Genomic DNA, 14,359 nt, shown 5'->3' on the forward strand with positions numbered 1-14,359 from the left:
CCCGTCCACATCGCCGAAGCCCCCGGAACCACACGGTTCCGGGGGCTTCGTCATGCGGCGGGCGGCCTCCGCTAGAACTCGTACACCGCGCCCGCGTGGGCCAGTTCCGCCGGCCCCTCGTAGACCGAGCGCGCGTCGCGCAGATTGGTCAGCGGGTCCGTCCAGGGCGGGATGTGCGTGAGCACCAGCCGCCCGACGCCGCCCGCGGCCGCGGTCTCGCCCGCCTGGAGGCCGGTGAGGTGCAGATCGGGGATGTCCTCCTTGCCGTGCGTGAAGGACGCCTCGCACAGCAGCAGGTCCGCGCCCTCCGACAGCTTGCGCAGGGCCTCGCAGGGGCCGGTGTCACCGGAGTACACCAGCGAGGAGCCCTCGTGCTCGACGCGGAAGGCGTAGGCCTCGACGGGATGGCGCACCCGGTCCGCGCGGATCGTGAAGGGGCCGAGGGCGAAGCCTCCGGGCGTCAGCGTGCGGAAGTCGAAGACCTCGCTCATGCAGGCTTCGTCCGGCACGTCCCCGTACGCCGTGACCAGGCGGCGCTCGGTGCCCTCGGGCCCGTAGACCGGGATCGCGTGGGCGCGGCCGCCGTCGTGGCGGTAGTAACGGGCGACGAAATAGCCGCACATGTCGATGCAGTGGTCCGGGTGCAGATGAGACAGGAGAACGGCGTCGAGGTCGTAGAGACCGATGTGGCGTTGCAGCTCGCCGAGGGCGCCATTGCCCATGTCGAGGAGGATCCGAAAGCCTTCGGCCTCCACCAGATAGCTCGAGCAGGCCGATTCCGTGGACGGGAACGAGCCCGAGCATCCGACGACGGTGAGCTTCATACGGGCCTGAACCTCCGTGGGCTGGTTACGGGGGGCCATGCGGTTGACGGGTGTTATGGCGTTTTACGTGGCCATGCGGTGCAGTCGAGGGTAAGGCGAGAAACGAGCGGTGGCTCCTTCGCGGGGTGGCGTGTGGGCGGAATCACCAGGACGGACCTGACCCCGGCGGTGGCCGGCTGCAGCACGAAGGCCCCGGCCCGCGCCCGGGACGGAGCGCGGTCGGGGCCCTTCGGCCGGAGCGTGCGGAGGAGGGCGCGTCGGACAGGGGCACCCCGCCGGTGCCCGCGCGCGCCTACAGCGGCCGGTGCCGCTCGGCGCGGTCCAGGGTGTCCATGAAGCGCTGGAAGCGCTCGGCCGACTCCTTGCTGCCGGCCGTCACCGTGAACACCTCGGGCGACATGAACGCCGCGAGGCGCTCACGTGTCTCTGGGGCGAGCGCATCCCACGCTGCACGGTCCAGCCGTGACTGCGCCGCAGTTTCCGCACTGCCAGTTTCCATTGTTGAGTTGCCTCATGTCCGAAGATCCACATGCGGGACAGTTCATGTGCGTCTCCTACGGGATGATGTCAGCCGCTTGCCAACATCGGTAGTAGCAGTTCACCCGTGCACAGTTCTGTTTTTTACGGACCGGCGCGGACAGGGGGCGCACTGGGCTATGCCCACAGCTGTCCGTGCAGCGCCTCGACGGCCTCTTCGGTGGTGGCAGCGGTGTAGACGCCGGTGGAGAGGTACTTCCAGCCCCCGTCGGCGACGACGAAGGCGATGTCGGCGCTGTTGCCGGCCCGTACGGCCTTGCGGGCGACGCCGAGCGCGGCGTGCAGGACCGCCCCCGTGGAGACGCCGGCGAAGATGCCCTCCTGGGCCAGGAGTTCGCGGGTGCGGCGGACGGCGTCCTCGCTGCCGACGGAGAAGCGCGTGGTGAGGACGGTGGCGTCGTACAGCTCGGGCACGAAGCCCTCGTCGAGGTTGCGCAGGCCGTAGACCAGGTCGTCGTAGCGGGGCTCGGCGGCGACGATCTCGACGCCGGGCCGGTGCTCGCGCAGGTAGCGCCCGACGCCCATCAGGGTGCCGGTGGTGCCGAGGCCGGCGACGAAGTGGGTGATCTCGGGGAGGTCCGCGAGGATCTCGGGGCCGGTGGTGGCGTAGTGGGCACCGGCGTTGTCGGGGTTGCCGTACTGATAGAGCATCACCCAGTCCGGGTGCTGCCCGGCCAGCTCCTTGGCCACGCGCACAGCCGTGTTGGAGCCGCCGGCGGCCGGCGAGGGGATGATCTCGGCGCCCCACATCGCGAGCAGCTGGCGCCGCTCCTCGCTGGTGTTCTCGGGCATCACGCACACCATGCGGTAGCCCTTGAGGCGGGCGGCCATGGCCAGGGAGATACCGGTGTTGCCGGAGGTGGGCTCCAGGATCGTGGCGCCCGGGGTCAGCCGCCCGTCCGCCTCCGCCCGCTCGATCATGTGCAGGGCGGGCCGGTCCTTGACCGACCCGGTGGGGTTGCGGTCCTCCAGCTTGGCCCAGATCCGGACGGAGTCGCTGGGCGACAGGCGCGGCAGGCGGACGAGCGGGGTGTTGCCGACCGCGGCCAGGGGGCTCTCGTAGCGCATGATCGGGCGGTTCCCGCGGGCCGTCAGGCCTTGCCGCCGGCGACGGCCGGGAGGATGGTGACGCTGTCGCCGTCGGCCAGCTCGGTGCCGATGCCGGCCAGGAAGCGGACGTCCTCGTCGTTGAGGTACACGTTCACGAAGCGGCGCAGCTCGCCCCCGGCGGCCTCGTCGACGAGACGCTCGCGGATGCCGGGGTGGCGGCTCTCCAGGTCCTTGAACAGCTCATCGATGGTGGCGCCGCCGCCCTCGACCGCCTTCTGGCCGTCGGTGTAGGTGCGGAGGATGGTGGGGATGCGGACCTCGATGGCCATGGGTGAGCTCCTGTCGGAGTGCGAAGAGGTTCCTAGGGGACAACCGTGGCCGCATCGTATCGATTCCCTGTACAGCCGCCGTATGTTCGTCCCGGCATCCGGACCGTTCGATCTTGCCCTGTGGGCAGGGTCAGGAGCCGGCCACCACCTGGACGTCCTCTTCGGTGATCTGCCCGTCCACGATGCGGAACGAGCGGAACTGGAACGGCCCGGAGCCGTCGGTGTCCGCGGTGGAGACCAGGACGTAGTGGGCGCCCGGCTCGTTCGCGTAGGTGACGTCCGTGCGGGAGGGGTAGGCCTCGGTGGCCGTGTGGGAGTGGTAGATGACGACGGGCTCCTCGTCGCGGTCGTCCATCTCGCGGTAGAGCTTCAGCAGGTCCGTCGAGTCGAACTCGTAGAACGTGGGCGAGCGGGCCGCGTTGAGCATGGGGACGAACCGCTCGGGCCGCCCGCTGCCGGCGGGGCCCGCGACCACGCCGCACGCCTCGTCGGGGTGGTCGGCGCGGGCGTGCGCGACGATCTGGTCGTACAGGGCCTGTGTGATGGTCAGCATGCGCTTGAGAATAGTGCGGCGCGCGAAGTGCCCCTTGGGGGTGGCCGTCGGGCGGCGCGGGGGGGAAGAGCACGGGCCCCCGCCGTACCGGGGTCGGTACGACGGGGGCCCACTGCGGTGCGGACTACTTGGTGAGGCTGTAGTCCTTGCGCTCGAACGCCTGCGGGTTCCGCTTCTTCAGGACGAGGTAGGAGACCCACATGATCGCGGCCCAGACCGGGGCGCAGTACAGCGAGACCCGCGCGTCCTTGTCGATGCCCATCATCACGATCACCATGAAGATGAAGGCGAGGGCGAAGAGGCTGGTCCACGGCGCGCCGGGGGCACGGAACGCGGACTGCGGGAGCTCGCCGCGGTCGGCCTTGCGGCGGTAGCGCAGCTGGGCGACGAGGATCACGATCCAGGCCCACATGCCGGAGATGGTCGCGAAGGAGACGACGTAGTCGAACGCCTTGCCCGGCCACTCGTAGTTGATCACGACGCCGACCAGCATCAGCGCGGCGGAGAAGGTGGTGCCGCGCAGCGGCAGGCCCTTCTTGGTCAGCTGGCCGAAGAACTTCGGGCCCTGGCCGTTGAGCGACAGGTCGCGCAGCATGCGGCCGGTGGAGTACATGCCCGAGTTGCAGGACGACAGCGCCGCGGTGAGGACGACGAAGTTGACGATGCCGGCGCCGGCCGGCAGGCCGATCTTCTGGAAGGCGGCCACGAACGGGCTGACGCCCGGCATGAACTCGCCCCACGGGACCACGGCCAGGATGATGATCAGCGCGCCGATGTAGAAGACGGCGATGCGCCACGGCACGGTGTTGATCGCCTTGGGGAGCGTCTTCTCCGGGTCCTTCGCCTCGCCCGCGGTGACGCCGACCAGCTCGACGGCGAGGAAGGCGAACATCACGATCTGCAGGGTCATCAGGGTGTCGCCGACGCCGTGCGGGAAGAAGCCGCCGTCGTTCCAGAGGTTGGTGACGGTGGCGGTGTCACCGGCGTCGGAGAAACCGATGGTCAGCACGCCGACACCGATCAGGATCATGCCGATGATGGCGGTGACCTTGACCATGGAGAACCAGAACTCCAGCTCACCGAAGAGCTTCACGGAGATCAGGTTGACGAAGTAGAGGATGACGGTGAAGACCAGCGCCGAGACCCATTGTGGGATCGACTTGTTCCAGTACTGCACGTAGGAGGCCGCGGCGGTCACCTCGACGATTCCGGTGACGACCCAGAAGAGCCAGTACGTCCATCCGGTCACGTAGCCCCAGAAGGGGCCGAGGAACTCCCGGGCGTAGTCCGAGAAGGAGCCCGACACCGGGCGGTACATGAGCAGCTCACCGAGCGCTCGCATGATGAAGAAGATGACCAGGCCCGCTATCGCATAGGCCAGGATCAGGCTGGGTCCGGCCTTGGAAATAGCCCTGCCCGCGCCGAGAAACAGACCGGTGCCGATGGCGCCACCAATGGCGATCATCTGAATCTGTCGGTTGCCGAGCCCCCGCTCGTAACCCTCGGAAGCCTCCTTGCCGCTTCCGCTGCCGTCCTGCACCGCGGCGTCGCCGGCGGTGCGGTCCGCGACCTGCTCAGAGGTCATGGTGGTGCGCCTTTCTCCATACCGATCCGGTTGCTCCGGATCGGGTTCCGATCCCCCCGGATGGAGTCCTGCTCAGCGCCGACGGTCGGTCGGCTAGCGCTTCCGCTGTGACAGGGGTGGCGTCACAGAGGCAGGTCGGCAAGAAGTATCACGTGTAAAGATGAGATCATCGACGCGGATGTGGCGCACCGCACAAAAAAATCCGGACACAGGTGACCGGGGCTACCAATAGCCACCACCACGGTGACTTGATCGTTATGCGGATTTGAGCCACCTCTGAGCGGGGGCCGGCGAAACGACCCCGGAATGGGCCATTCCGGGGCGCTCAGGACATGAGTGCCTCCACGAGGGTCTCCTGGAGCCCCCCGAGCCAGAGATAGGCCATCACCATGGGCTTGCGCGGGTCCTCGTCCGGCAGCCGGAAGAGGGCCTCGCCGTCGTCCTCGTCGGTGATCTCCAGCCGGGCGCCGATGGTCAGCCGGAGGTCGTTGAGCGCGCCGAGCCACTGCCGGCAGCCGTCGGGCGACAGCCGCAGCACCGCGGCGCTGTCGCCGGCCACGGTCAGCGAGTCCAGCGAGCGCACGACGCCGAGGGCGTCCTCGCGCTTGCGGGCGCGCAGGTCGTTCTCGGTGTAGCGGCGGAACTCGGACGCGTGCGCCCGCTCCTGCTGGTCCTGCTCGGCGCCGGGGGTGCCGTAGGCGTCCGGGAAGAGCCGGGCCAGCGCCGGGTCGGCGGGCGGCTCGCTGGGACCCTCGGCGAACAGGCGTGCGAGCGGGTCCGCGGCCTCGGGGCCCTCGGCCTCACCCGGCCCGATGAGCTCCAGCAACTGGACGGCCAGGCTGCGCAGGATGGAGACCTCGACCTCGTCCAGGGCCACGGCGGCCCCGCCGCCCGGCAGCGGCTCGAAGTGCCCGGCCATCAACGGTCCTGCGAGAGGGTCGCCCAGAGCCCGTAGCCGTGCATCGCCTGCACGTCGCGCTCCATCTCCTCACGACTGCCGCTGGAGACCGTCGCGCGGCCCTTGTGATGGACGTCGAGCATCAGCCGGTGCGCCTTGTCCTTGGAGTAGCCGAAGTAGGCCTGGAACACATACGTCACATAACTCATGAGGTTGACGGGGTCGTTGTGGACCAGGGTCACCCAGGGGACGTCAGGCTCCGCCACCGCGTACGGCGACTCGCCCGTCTCGGGCCGTTCGATCTCGACCGGTGCAACACTCACGTTTCCCATGCTGCCACTCGACGGCACCCGACGCACAAACGGGTCCCGGGCAAACGGAATCCCGTGCCCCGAGAGGGGGAGCCCGGGAAATCGTCACTCTGACGAGTATTGGGGGTAGCATCGCTTTCATGAACACTGCGGACCTGGGACTGCCGGTGACGGTGCCGTCGACGGCGCTCTTCACCGACCGGTACGAACTCACGATGCTGCAAGGTGCGCTGCGGTCCGGCACCGCGGCGCGCCGTTCGGTCTTCGAGGTCTTCACCCGCCGGCTGCCCGACGGCCGCCGCTACGGCGTCGTGGGCGGCACCGGCCGGGTCCTGGACGCCGTGGAGAACTTCCGCTTCGACACCGGCGTGCTGGACTTCCTGGCGGACCGGCGGATCGTGGACGAGCCCACGCTGGCCTGGCTCGCCGACTTCCGGTTCCGCGGCGACATCTGGGGCTACCCCGAGGGCGAGGTCTACTTCCCCGGCTCGCCGATCATGCGGGTGGAGGGCACCTTCGCCGAGGCGGTGCTGCTGGAGACCGTGATCCTCTCGATCCTCAACCACGACTCCGCGGTCGCCGCCGCGGCCTCGCGGATGGCCGTGGCCGCGGGCGGCCGGCCCCTGATCGAGATGGGCGCGCGGCGCACCCACGAGCTGGCGGCCGTGGCCGCCGCGCGGGCCGCCTACGTGGGCGGCTTCTCCTCCACCTCCGACCTGGCCGCCGGTTTCCGCTACAGCATTCCGACCGTCGGCACCAGTGCGCACGCCTTCACCCTTTTGCACGACAGCGAGCGGGACGCCTTCACCGCGCAGGTGGACTCGCTCGGCGAGGGCACGACCCTGCTCGTGGACACCTATGACGTGCACGAGGCCGTGAAGACCGCCGTCGAGGTCGCCGGGACGGGCCTGGGCGCGGTGCGGATCGACTCCGGTGACCTGCTCCTGCTGGCCCACCGGGTGCGGCAGCAGCTGGACGAGCTGGGCGCCCGCGACACCAGGATCGTGGTCACCAGCGACCTGGACGAGTACGCGATCGCCTCGCTGGCCGCCGCGCCCGTGGACGCCTACGGCGTGGGCACTCAGCTGGTGACCGGCAGCGGCCATCCCACCTGCTCGATGGTCTACAAGCTCGTGGCCCGCGCGGACGCCCCGGGCCTGGGCGAGGACCTGCGGCCGGTGGCCAAGAAGTCGATGGGCGGCAAGTCCTCGCACGGCGGACGCAAGTGGGCCGCCCGGCGCCTGGACGCGGCCGGGGTGGCCGAGGCCGAGGTCGTGGGCACCGGCGAGGTGCCGCCGGAGCTGGCCGGGCGGCAGCTGCTGGTGGAGCTGGTGCGGGCGGGCGAGGTGGTCGCCCGGGAGCCCCTGGACGCGGCGCGTGACCGGCACGCGGCGGCGCGGGCCGAGCTGCCGATGTCGGCGACCCAGCTCTCACGGGGCGAGCCCGTCCTGCCCACCGAGTACGTCTGAGCCCGCGGGGGGCGCGGGGGCGGCCCCGGGCACGGGCGGGCACACCGCCGCGTACGCCCGGGCGGCCCCGCCGGCGATCCCGGGGCGCCCTCCCGCAACCCCACCGCAATCACTACCCTCGGTCACATGGGAGTGATCGGCAGCTGATCACATCTTTGGCATCCGACCGCGTCGACCGATCGTCGACTGACCGCACCGATCGCAGTCGATCCGCTGATCCGCACCGTCCCGCACCGTCGGCCGAGGGCCCTTCACAAAGGATCCGCACCATGAATCGTGCACTGATCATCGTCGACGTGCAGAACGACTTCTGCGAAGGCGGCAGCCTCGCGGTGGCCGGCGGCTCCGACGTCGCCGCGGCGATCACCGACCTGGTGGCCGCGGCTCCGGCCGGGTACGCGCACGTCGTGGCGTCGCGCGACATGCACGTCGAACCCGGCGAGCACTTCTCGGACCGCCCGGACTTCGAGCGCTCCTGGCCGCGCCACTGCGTGGCCGGCACGGAGGGCAGCGGCTTCCACCCCAACTTCTCCCCCGCCATCACCTCGGGGGCCGTCCAGGCGGTCTTCGACAAGGGCGCCTACGAGGCGGGCTACAGCGCCTTCCAGGGCACCGACGAGAACGGCACGGCGCTGGCGGAGTGGCTGCGCGAGCGGGACGTGCGGGAGGTGGACGTGGTCGGCATCGCCATCGACTACTGCGTCCGGGCGACTGCCCTGGACGCCCGCCGCGAGGGTTTCACCACGCGGGTGCTGCTGGACCTGACGGCCGGGGTCGCGCGGGAGACCACCGACCGCACGCTGGAGGAGCTCCGGGAGGCCGGCGTGGAGCTGAGCGGCAAGCCGGTCGTCCTGGGCGGCTAAGACCTGTCTCAGCCCGCTTCGGCGGCTCCGGCGGGCCGTCCGCGCAGCAGGCCGGCGATCGGGTGCCAGGACTCGTTGTCCCGGTGCGGCACGGGCCGCCAGAGGATCCCGTCCGGGTGGTGGAGCACCGCCGTGATCTCGTCGGGCGTCGGGGGCTCGGTGTTGCCCCGCAGGTAGACGGCGCGCAGGCCGAGGTTGCGCAGCCGGGTGAGGGCCCGCTGGCGGTTCGCGGCGTGGACGAGGACGCGCACGCGGGCGCCGGGGGCGGCGCCGCCGTCGGGCGGCGCGGCCAGGGACAGGGCGACGACCACACTGCCGTCGGGGAGCTGTGCGTACCCACCGCCTGCCATGGGCCTCACCACCCCCCTGTGGGAAAGGGTGTCAATAAGACCATCATGTGAGGCATTCTCGGCACGACCGGCCGCCACCCGCTAGAGGGCGACGGCCGGTACGGTGCTGACCTGCGGCGAAACCGCTCAGCAGGGGTTTACTTGGTGGACGGGCCCACCTGGATCGTCATCGTGGAGCCGCTCGGGGCCTGGGTGAGGATCCGGATCCGGGTGTTGGTGTCAGTGATCTTCACACCGCCGGTGGGGTTCGACGCGTCGTAGTACGTGTTCTTGTGGTCGTCGAAGACCGGCACGCCCAGCTTGCCCTTGACGCGGGCCGCGACGCCGTCGGAGTGCACGGTGTAGCCGCCGGCCGGGAACCAGCTGAACGTCGAGTCGTAGGCCTGGAAGCGGTTCTTCATCAGCGACCCGTCGGCCCACTTCTCGGCCTTGGGGTGGGCGTCGACCGGCAGGATGCGGCCGGTGCCCGGGTGGACGCCGACGTTGTTGTCCGCCTGCGAGGTGTCCCACTGCCAGATCAGCAGACCGGTCTGGTACGGGTAGTGCTCGACCCAGGACGGCTTGGTGCTCTTGAAGCCGAAGTTGTACGGGCCGGACTTGAGGGTCTTGTCGTACGACTCGTACTGCCGGTTCTCGGCGATGTAGTACTGCGCGTACTCCTTGGTGAAGGAGGCGCCGATGCGCGAGAAGCCGCCCGCCGTCCAGCCGTTGTCGTCGCCCTCGGCGCCGTCCGCGAAGACGGCGGTGCCGTCGGCGGTCAGCGTGATGGCGTCGGCAGCGAAGCCCTTGCCCGAGGTGCCGCCGTCCGTGGCGTAGCGGAAGCGGAGGCCGATCTTCTTGCCGGCGTAGGCGTCGAGCGGGTACGAGAGCTTCTTGTACGCGCCGGAGACACCGGTCAGCGCGGGCTTGTCGCCGCCGTCACGGGTGATGGCCTTGCCGTCGGCGGTGCCGTCGACCGGGGTCCAGTTGGCGCCGCCGTCCGTGGAGACCTCGGTGTAGAGGTAGTCGTAGTTCTCCTCGATGTCCCACCAGCCGGACAGGTCCAGGGTCGCCTTGGACTTGCCGGTGAGGTCGACGTTCCGGGTGAGGGTGTTCTTCAGGTCGTCGCCCTGACCGCTCCACCACTGCTTGCCGCCCTCGGCGGGCTTCACGACGTCGGTGGTGACCTTCTTCGCGGGAAGGTCGACGACGAGCGCCTGCTTGTCGCGGGTGTTGTACTCGGCGACGCCCAGCTTGTGGGTCGAGCGCGTCGCGGCCTTGGCCTTGTCGTAGTTGAGCCAGCCGAGCTGGAGCTTGTCCCAGGCGCTCATGTCGCCGGGCAGGTCGCCGATGGTCTCCTTGCCGGTGCCCAGCCAGGAGCCGGAGGACATCAGGGACCAGAAGGCGACGGACGACTCACCGGTGCCGGTGGTGTCGTACTCGTCGGGCAGGCCCAGGTCGTGGCCGTACTCGTGGGCGAAGACGCCGAGGCCGCCGTTCTCGGGCTGCATGGTGTAGTCGCCGACCCAGACGCCGGTGTCGGCGATCTGGGTGCCGCCGGCCTTGTTGCCGGCGGGGCCGGTCTTGCCGGCGTCCGAGCCGTAGGCGTACCAGCGGTGGGCCCAGATCGCGTCCTTGCCCTGCGCGCCGCCGCCCGCGGACTCGTCCTCGCCGGCGTGCACGATCTGGAAGTGGTCGATGTAACCGTCGGGCTCGTTGAAGTTGCCGTTGTGGTTGTAGTCGTTGCGGTCCCACTGGTCGTACTGGCCGAGCGTCGCCTTGATGTCGGCGTCGCTGCGGCCGGCGGCCTTCTGGTCCGCGACCCACTGGTTGACCGCGTCGCGGATCAGGTCCCAGGCGCTGGGGCAGTTGGTGGAGCCGCAGTAGTTGGAGCCGTAACGGGCCTCGTTCCAGGGGACCCTGACCCAGTCGGTGACCTGGCCGTCGACCGAGTAGCGGCCCGAGGACTGCTTCTCGTAGTACTTCGCCAGGGACTCCTTGTCCTTGTCGTGCGAGAAGTAGAGGTCCTGGAAGTACTGGCGGTTGTAGTCCTTCTGCCAGGCCGTGCTGTTGTCCTTCGCACGGTCCGGCTTGGCTATCGTGTTGTGCGCCGGGCCGGGCTTGCCGCCGTACTTCTTGACGGGCGGCTTGGGGCCGTCGGGCCCGTCCGGGTCGTACATGGTGGTGTCGTCGACCTTGTCGCCGAAGTCGACGAGGATCGTGAAGATCTTGTCGGTCTTCTCGCGGCCGAGCTCGACGTACTTGCCCCTGCCGAGCTGGACGACCTTCGAGGCGCCGCGCTGTTCGGTCCGGGCGTCCCCGGATATGACCTGCTCCAGCGCCGCCTTGCGCTGGGCCTCCTGCTTCTTGCTGAACGGGCCCTTGAGGTCGTGCTCGACGTTGCTGCCGACCTGCGCCGGGTCGTGGCGCTCGACGGGAGCGGGGCCCCGGTCGGCCGGGCCGGTCACGCCCGCCGCCTGCGCGACCCCTGCCATCAGGGTCGCGGTGCCGACGGCCGCGACCACGACGGACACTGCGGCGGATCTGGCGATCCTCCGTTGGCTGCTCTTCACTTGTGAATGTCCTCCCCAGTAAGAACTGTGGAGGTATTTGACCGGAGAGAAGCAAGAAAAGACAGACCTTGACTGCACACCGCTGAGCAAGTACGTTATGCGATCTTTAACTTGCGGATATCGGATGACAACGGGCGCGCCGGTCTCGTGTTCTGACGGGCCGACGACCCTGTGCGCCCCTTGTGCTCCCAGCACCGTGGGTTAGGTCACGCTTACTGGCAGTTCCCTCAGGGCAGAGAGCCCCGTAGAGTCGAATAGCGGTACGCACCAGCCCGGCTCTGCCCCCCTTATGTCGATGCCTTGAGGACGGATCCCGCCATGCCGCGTCCGACTCCTGCACAGATCGCCTACGGCTCGGCCACCGTGGTCATCTCGACCGTCGCCCTGTTGCTGCTGTCACCGACGGTGTCGGGCGGCACGGCGGCGGTCGTGGCTCTCGCCGCCCTCGCCCTGGGACTCGCCGTCGCCTTCGCGGTCCCCCGCCGGCAGGCCCGGGCCGCGGCCCGCCCCGCCGGGCGCCCCGCGACGCCCGCGCGCGCCGCGGCGCCCGTGGGACGGGCGGCGACGCACGCCGTGGGAGAGCACTCAGTGCACGGCTGAGACCACCACTGTCTTGGCCGCCTTGTCGTGGAGGCACTGGTGGTACGGCTCGTCCCAGGTGCACCACAGCACGTTGACGAGCCAGAAGACGAAGCCGCAGCACGGCACGATCTGCGGCAGGGAGTAGACGGCGGCGCGCGTCCAGCCGGGGGTTCCCGCGGGGATCGCGCCGTTCTCCAGCATGCCCACGCGGATCTTCATCAGCATCTTGCCGACGGTCTGCCCGCGCGAGGTGAGCATCAGGCCCTCGTAGACGAAGTAGACGACGGAGATGATGATGCCCAAGCCCGTGGACCTGCCCTGGTCGTTCCACGGGTGGTGACCCCAGTACGCGCCGTAGAAGACCGCGCTGACGGGGATGCTCACGAGCAGGCCGTCGACGATGCGCGCGATCAGCCGCTTGAAGCGGCTCGCCAGCGGCGGCATGCCCGCCAGGGGGTCGGGCGCGCCGAACGAGGCGCCCCCGCCCCCAGCGGCCGCGCCCGGGTAGGGCGGGGGCTGCGCCCCGGGCTCCGGCGGGCGCTTGCGGAACGGATCGTCGTCGGGCGGCTGCTCCGGCTGATCGGTGCTCATGGCCCGAGTAGAACCCAGCCCCCCGTCCGGCGCATCCGGCCGTATGCCGTCCGGGTCAGCCGTCCCGCCCGTCGTCCGCGGACGCCACGAACGTGCCGGCGGCCTTGTCGTGCCAGCACTGTCGCCAGGGCCGGTCGAACAGGCACCACAGCGCGTTGACCACGCCCACGGCGAGCACGCCCAGCCCGCCGTAGACCAGCCACCTCCGCAGCGTCCGGCCGAAGGAGGGGGTGTCGTGCGACTCGATGTCCAGCACCCGCAGGCCGAAGAGCTTCTTGCCCGGCGTGCGCCCCCACTTGGCGGTCGGCAGCGCCTCGTACAGCACGCCGACGACCAGCAGCACGGCCGCCACGATCGCCAGGTAGGTGCCCGTCGTGCCGTCGATCAGCCAGACCGTCACCGTCCGGCCGGTCTGCCGGGCCTGCTCCACCTTGGCGTCGATGTGCTCGACGGACTTGCCCCACAGCGGCACGCCCACGGCCGACACGACCGCGCCCAGCACCACCGTGTCCAGCAGCCGTGCGGCGAGCCGCCGCCCCAGCGGCGCCGGGCGGCCCTGCGCCCGCGCGGCCCGCAGGAACGGGTCGTCCACGGGCGGCTTCCAGGGCATCACCCCTTCGCCCGCGCCGGGTTGCGGCTGCTGCTGGGCCAGCTGGTGCACCTGCTGCGCCCAGCCCACGGGCCGGTCGGCGGACGGGGCGGGCGCGGAGGCCGGGGCCTGGGCCTGGGCCTGGGAGGGGACCGCGGCGGCGGGCACCGGGGCGCTCTCCTCGCGCCGCACGGGCAGCGAGGCCGCGCGCAGCGGCTCGGCCGGCGGCTCCTCGGTGCGCGGGCCGGGCCACGCCTGCGCGGCGGGCACGGCCGCCGGGGCGGGCTCCGCGCGCTGCTCGCCGACCGCCGGCCGCGTCTGCGGGCCGCTGGGGGCCGCACCCTGCGGCCGGGGCCGCATCTGCAGCGTGCCGCGGCCCGGGGCGCCGGACGCCGGGGCGCCGCCGTCCGCCGGGGCCGCCGCCGCGTCGGGGGCGCCGGCGGGGGGTAGCCGCGGGTCGCGGGCCTTCGGCAGGGCGGAGGCGTGCTCGGGGGCGGCAGAGGAGGCGTCGCCCCAGGAGACCCGACGGTCGTTCTCGCCGCCGAAGCCGTCCTGCCGGGTGGCGTCGGCCTGCCAGGCGCCGCCCCGCGCGGCCCGCTCCTGCCCGGGCTCCGGCTCCTCGTCCAGGAACACCGGACCCGTCTCCTCCGCCGGGCGCCCCGCCGTCTGCGGGGCCTGCCGCGCGGTGGGCGGCACGGGTGCCGCGAGCGCGGGCAGCGACGCGGCCACCGAGGCGGGCGGCGCGGGCATCGGCTCGCCCTCGGCGGGCGCGGGCCGGCTGGTGCCGGGCACCCAGGCGGTGCCGCTCCAGTAGCGGATGTAGCCGGGGATGGACGGGTCGGGGTAATAGCCTGGCCCGGGCACATTCCCATCAAGGCTGGGTGAGGTCATCGACGCCCCCAACTCCGTTCATGAACAACACTCTTGACCTGTCCGCCGTCTCCGGCATCGACGACCCCTGATCGCATGGTGACGCGAGCGGGGACGGACCACGACCCTCGAATCGAGCACGGGGTACGCGTCCTGCGTACCACAGCGGCCGGGAGCCGCCTCCGCCTGTCCTGGACGACATTAACGAAGAACGGACGACCAGGAAGAAGGAGACCAACCGAAAGTCCGCGTTCGAGCGACCGCGAGAAGACATCGGAGCCAAGTGCACGGCACCCGGTCGGGATAAATTCGCAAAACTGTACGAAGAGCATCGCGCAGGCGTCCGGGAGAAGCGCGAGATCACTCGACCGGATGGCGCCACCGGCCGGATCATCGTGCTTCCGCG

The 14,359-nt window shown here is 70.7% G+C and carries 14 protein-coding genes; 3 read left to right on the forward strand and 11 right to left on the reverse strand.

Going from position 1 to position 14,359, the window contains the following annotated elements:
* Positions 1-71: 71 nt before the first annotated feature.
* The 7 genes from CYQ11_RS11130 to clpS form a co-directional block, all read right to left on the reverse strand.
* A complete protein-coding gene (locus CYQ11_RS11130; RefSeq protein ID WP_099200355.1) occupies positions 72-824 on the reverse strand; it encodes an MBL fold metallo-hydrolase in 753 nt (250 codons plus the stop codon).
* Between the two features lie 654 nt (positions 825-1,478).
* Positions 1,479-2,429: a PLP-dependent cysteine synthase family protein gene (locus CYQ11_RS11135; protein WP_099200354.1), complete on the reverse strand. Its 951-nt coding sequence runs from the start codon at positions 2,427-2,429 to the stop codon at positions 1,479-1,481.
* Positions 2,430-2,452: 23 nt separating this feature from the next.
* Entirely contained in the window at positions 2,453-2,740 is a 288-nt protein-coding gene (locus CYQ11_RS11140; RefSeq protein ID WP_099200353.1) for a MoaD/ThiS family protein, read from the reverse strand.
* Positions 2,741-2,870: 130 nt separating this feature from the next.
* The gene (locus tag CYQ11_RS11145; RefSeq protein WP_099200352.1) at positions 2,871-3,293 is read right to left on the reverse strand and encodes a M67 family metallopeptidase; all 423 of its coding nucleotides are present in this window, start codon (positions 3,291-3,293) and stop codon (positions 2,871-2,873) included.
* Positions 3,294-3,417: 124 nt separating this feature from the next.
* Entirely contained in the window at positions 3,418-4,878 is a 1,461-nt protein-coding gene (locus tag CYQ11_RS11150) for an amino acid permease (protein WP_099200351.1), read from the reverse strand.
* Positions 4,879-5,203: 325 nt separating this feature from the next.
* Positions 5,204-5,797 (reverse strand): DUF2017 domain-containing protein, encoded by a 594-nt coding sequence (locus CYQ11_RS11155; protein ID WP_099200350.1) that lies wholly within the window; start codon positions 5,795-5,797, stop codon positions 5,204-5,206.
* Positions 5,797-6,108: an ATP-dependent Clp protease adapter ClpS gene (clpS, locus tag CYQ11_RS11160; RefSeq protein WP_099200349.1), complete on the reverse strand. Its 312-nt coding sequence runs from the start codon at positions 6,106-6,108 to the stop codon at positions 5,797-5,799. The genes CYQ11_RS11155 and clpS overlap by 1 nt, the downstream gene beginning before the upstream one ends.
* A gap of 119 nt (positions 6,109-6,227) precedes the next feature.
* Between clpS and CYQ11_RS11165 the strand changes: the two genes are divergently transcribed.
* Both CYQ11_RS11165 and CYQ11_RS11170 read left to right on the forward strand, forming a co-directional pair.
* Positions 6,228-7,556: a nicotinate phosphoribosyltransferase gene (locus tag CYQ11_RS11165; RefSeq protein ID WP_099200348.1), complete on the forward strand. Its 1,329-nt coding sequence runs from the start codon at positions 6,228-6,230 to the stop codon at positions 7,554-7,556.
* A 269-nt stretch (positions 7,557-7,825) separates the two neighbouring features.
* On the forward strand, positions 7,826-8,419 hold the full coding sequence (locus CYQ11_RS11170) for a nicotinamidase (protein WP_099200347.1): 594 nt from the start codon (positions 7,826-7,828) through the stop codon (positions 8,417-8,419).
* An 8-nt stretch (positions 8,420-8,427) separates the two neighbouring features.
* Here CYQ11_RS11170 and CYQ11_RS11175 read toward each other — a convergent pair whose 3' ends face one another.
* Both CYQ11_RS11175 and CYQ11_RS11180 read right to left on the reverse strand, forming a co-directional pair.
* Complete coding sequence (locus CYQ11_RS11175; RefSeq protein ID WP_099200346.1) at positions 8,428-8,769, reverse strand: hypothetical protein; 342 nt, start codon at positions 8,767-8,769, stop codon at positions 8,428-8,430.
* Between the two features lie 137 nt (positions 8,770-8,906).
* Complete coding sequence (locus CYQ11_RS11180; RefSeq protein ID WP_099200841.1) at positions 8,907-11,243, reverse strand: immune inhibitor A domain-containing protein; 2,337 nt, start codon at positions 11,241-11,243, stop codon at positions 8,907-8,909.
* Between the two features lie 396 nt (positions 11,244-11,639).
* On the opposite strand from CYQ11_RS11180, the gene CYQ11_RS11185 reads away from it, so the two are divergent.
* Entirely contained in the window at positions 11,640-11,921 is a 282-nt protein-coding gene (locus tag CYQ11_RS11185; protein WP_099200345.1) for a hypothetical protein, read from the forward strand.
* Here CYQ11_RS11185 and CYQ11_RS11190 read toward each other — a convergent pair.
* Positions 11,907-12,494 carry an RDD family protein gene (locus CYQ11_RS11190; RefSeq protein ID WP_099200344.1) on the reverse strand — a complete coding sequence of 196 codons (588 nt, stop codon included), beginning with the start codon at positions 12,492-12,494 and terminating at the stop codon, positions 11,907-11,909. The two genes, CYQ11_RS11185 and CYQ11_RS11190, sit on opposite strands and share 15 nt — an antisense overlap.
* A gap of 55 nt (positions 12,495-12,549) precedes the next feature.
* Positions 12,550-13,947 (reverse strand): RDD family protein, encoded by a 1,398-nt coding sequence (locus CYQ11_RS11195; RefSeq protein ID WP_398780654.1) that lies wholly within the window; start codon positions 13,945-13,947, stop codon positions 12,550-12,552.
* Between the last annotated feature and the right edge of the window lie 412 nt (positions 13,948-14,359).

It is taken from the genome of Streptomyces cinnamoneus (genome assembly GCF_002939475.1).
Lineage (GTDB): Bacteria > Actinomycetota > Actinomycetes > Streptomycetales > Streptomycetaceae > Streptomyces > Streptomyces cinnamoneus_A.

Bases quoted from the DNA above. Each gene is read 5' to 3' on its own strand.
- CYQ11_RS11190 (WP_099200344.1), bottom strand. From the start codon at position 12,494: ATGAGCACCGATCAGCCGGAGCAGCCGCCCGACGACGATCCGTTCCGC.
- CYQ11_RS11170 (WP_099200347.1), top strand. From the start codon at position 7,826: ATGAATCGTGCACTGATCATCGTCGACGTGCAGAACGACTTCTGCGAA.
- CYQ11_RS11165 (WP_099200348.1), top strand. From the start codon at position 6,228: ATGAACACTGCGGACCTGGGACTGCCGGTGACGGTGCCGTCGACGGCG.
- CYQ11_RS11145 (WP_099200352.1), bottom strand. From the start codon at position 3,293: ATGCTGACCATCACACAGGCCCTGTACGACCAGATCGTCGCGCACGCC.
- CYQ11_RS11135 (WP_099200354.1), bottom strand. From the start codon at position 2,429: ATGCGCTACGAGAGCCCCCTGGCCGCGGTCGGCAACACCCCGCTCGTC.
- CYQ11_RS11180 (WP_099200841.1), bottom strand. From the start codon at position 11,243: ATGGCAGGGGTCGCGCAGGCGGCGGGCGTGACCGGCCCGGCCGACCGG.
- clpS (WP_099200349.1), bottom strand. From the start codon at position 6,108: ATGGGAAACGTGAGTGTTGCACCGGTCGAGATCGAACGGCCCGAGACG.
- CYQ11_RS11130 (WP_099200355.1), bottom strand. From the start codon at position 824: ATGAAGCTCACCGTCGTCGGATGCTCGGGCTCGTTCCCGTCCACGGAA.
- CYQ11_RS11150 (WP_099200351.1), bottom strand. From the start codon at position 4,878: ATGACCTCTGAGCAGGTCGCGGACCGCACCGCCGGCGACGCCGCGGTG.
- CYQ11_RS11175 (WP_099200346.1), bottom strand. From the start codon at position 8,769: ATGGCAGGCGGTGGGTACGCACAGCTCCCCGACGGCAGTGTGGTCGTC.
- CYQ11_RS11185 (WP_099200345.1), top strand. From the start codon at position 11,640: ATGCCGCGTCCGACTCCTGCACAGATCGCCTACGGCTCGGCCACCGTG.
- CYQ11_RS11155 (WP_099200350.1), bottom strand. From the start codon at position 5,797: ATGGCCGGGCACTTCGAGCCGCTGCCGGGCGGCGGGGCCGCCGTGGCC.
- CYQ11_RS11140 (WP_099200353.1), bottom strand. From the start codon at position 2,740: ATGGCCATCGAGGTCCGCATCCCCACCATCCTCCGCACCTACACCGAC.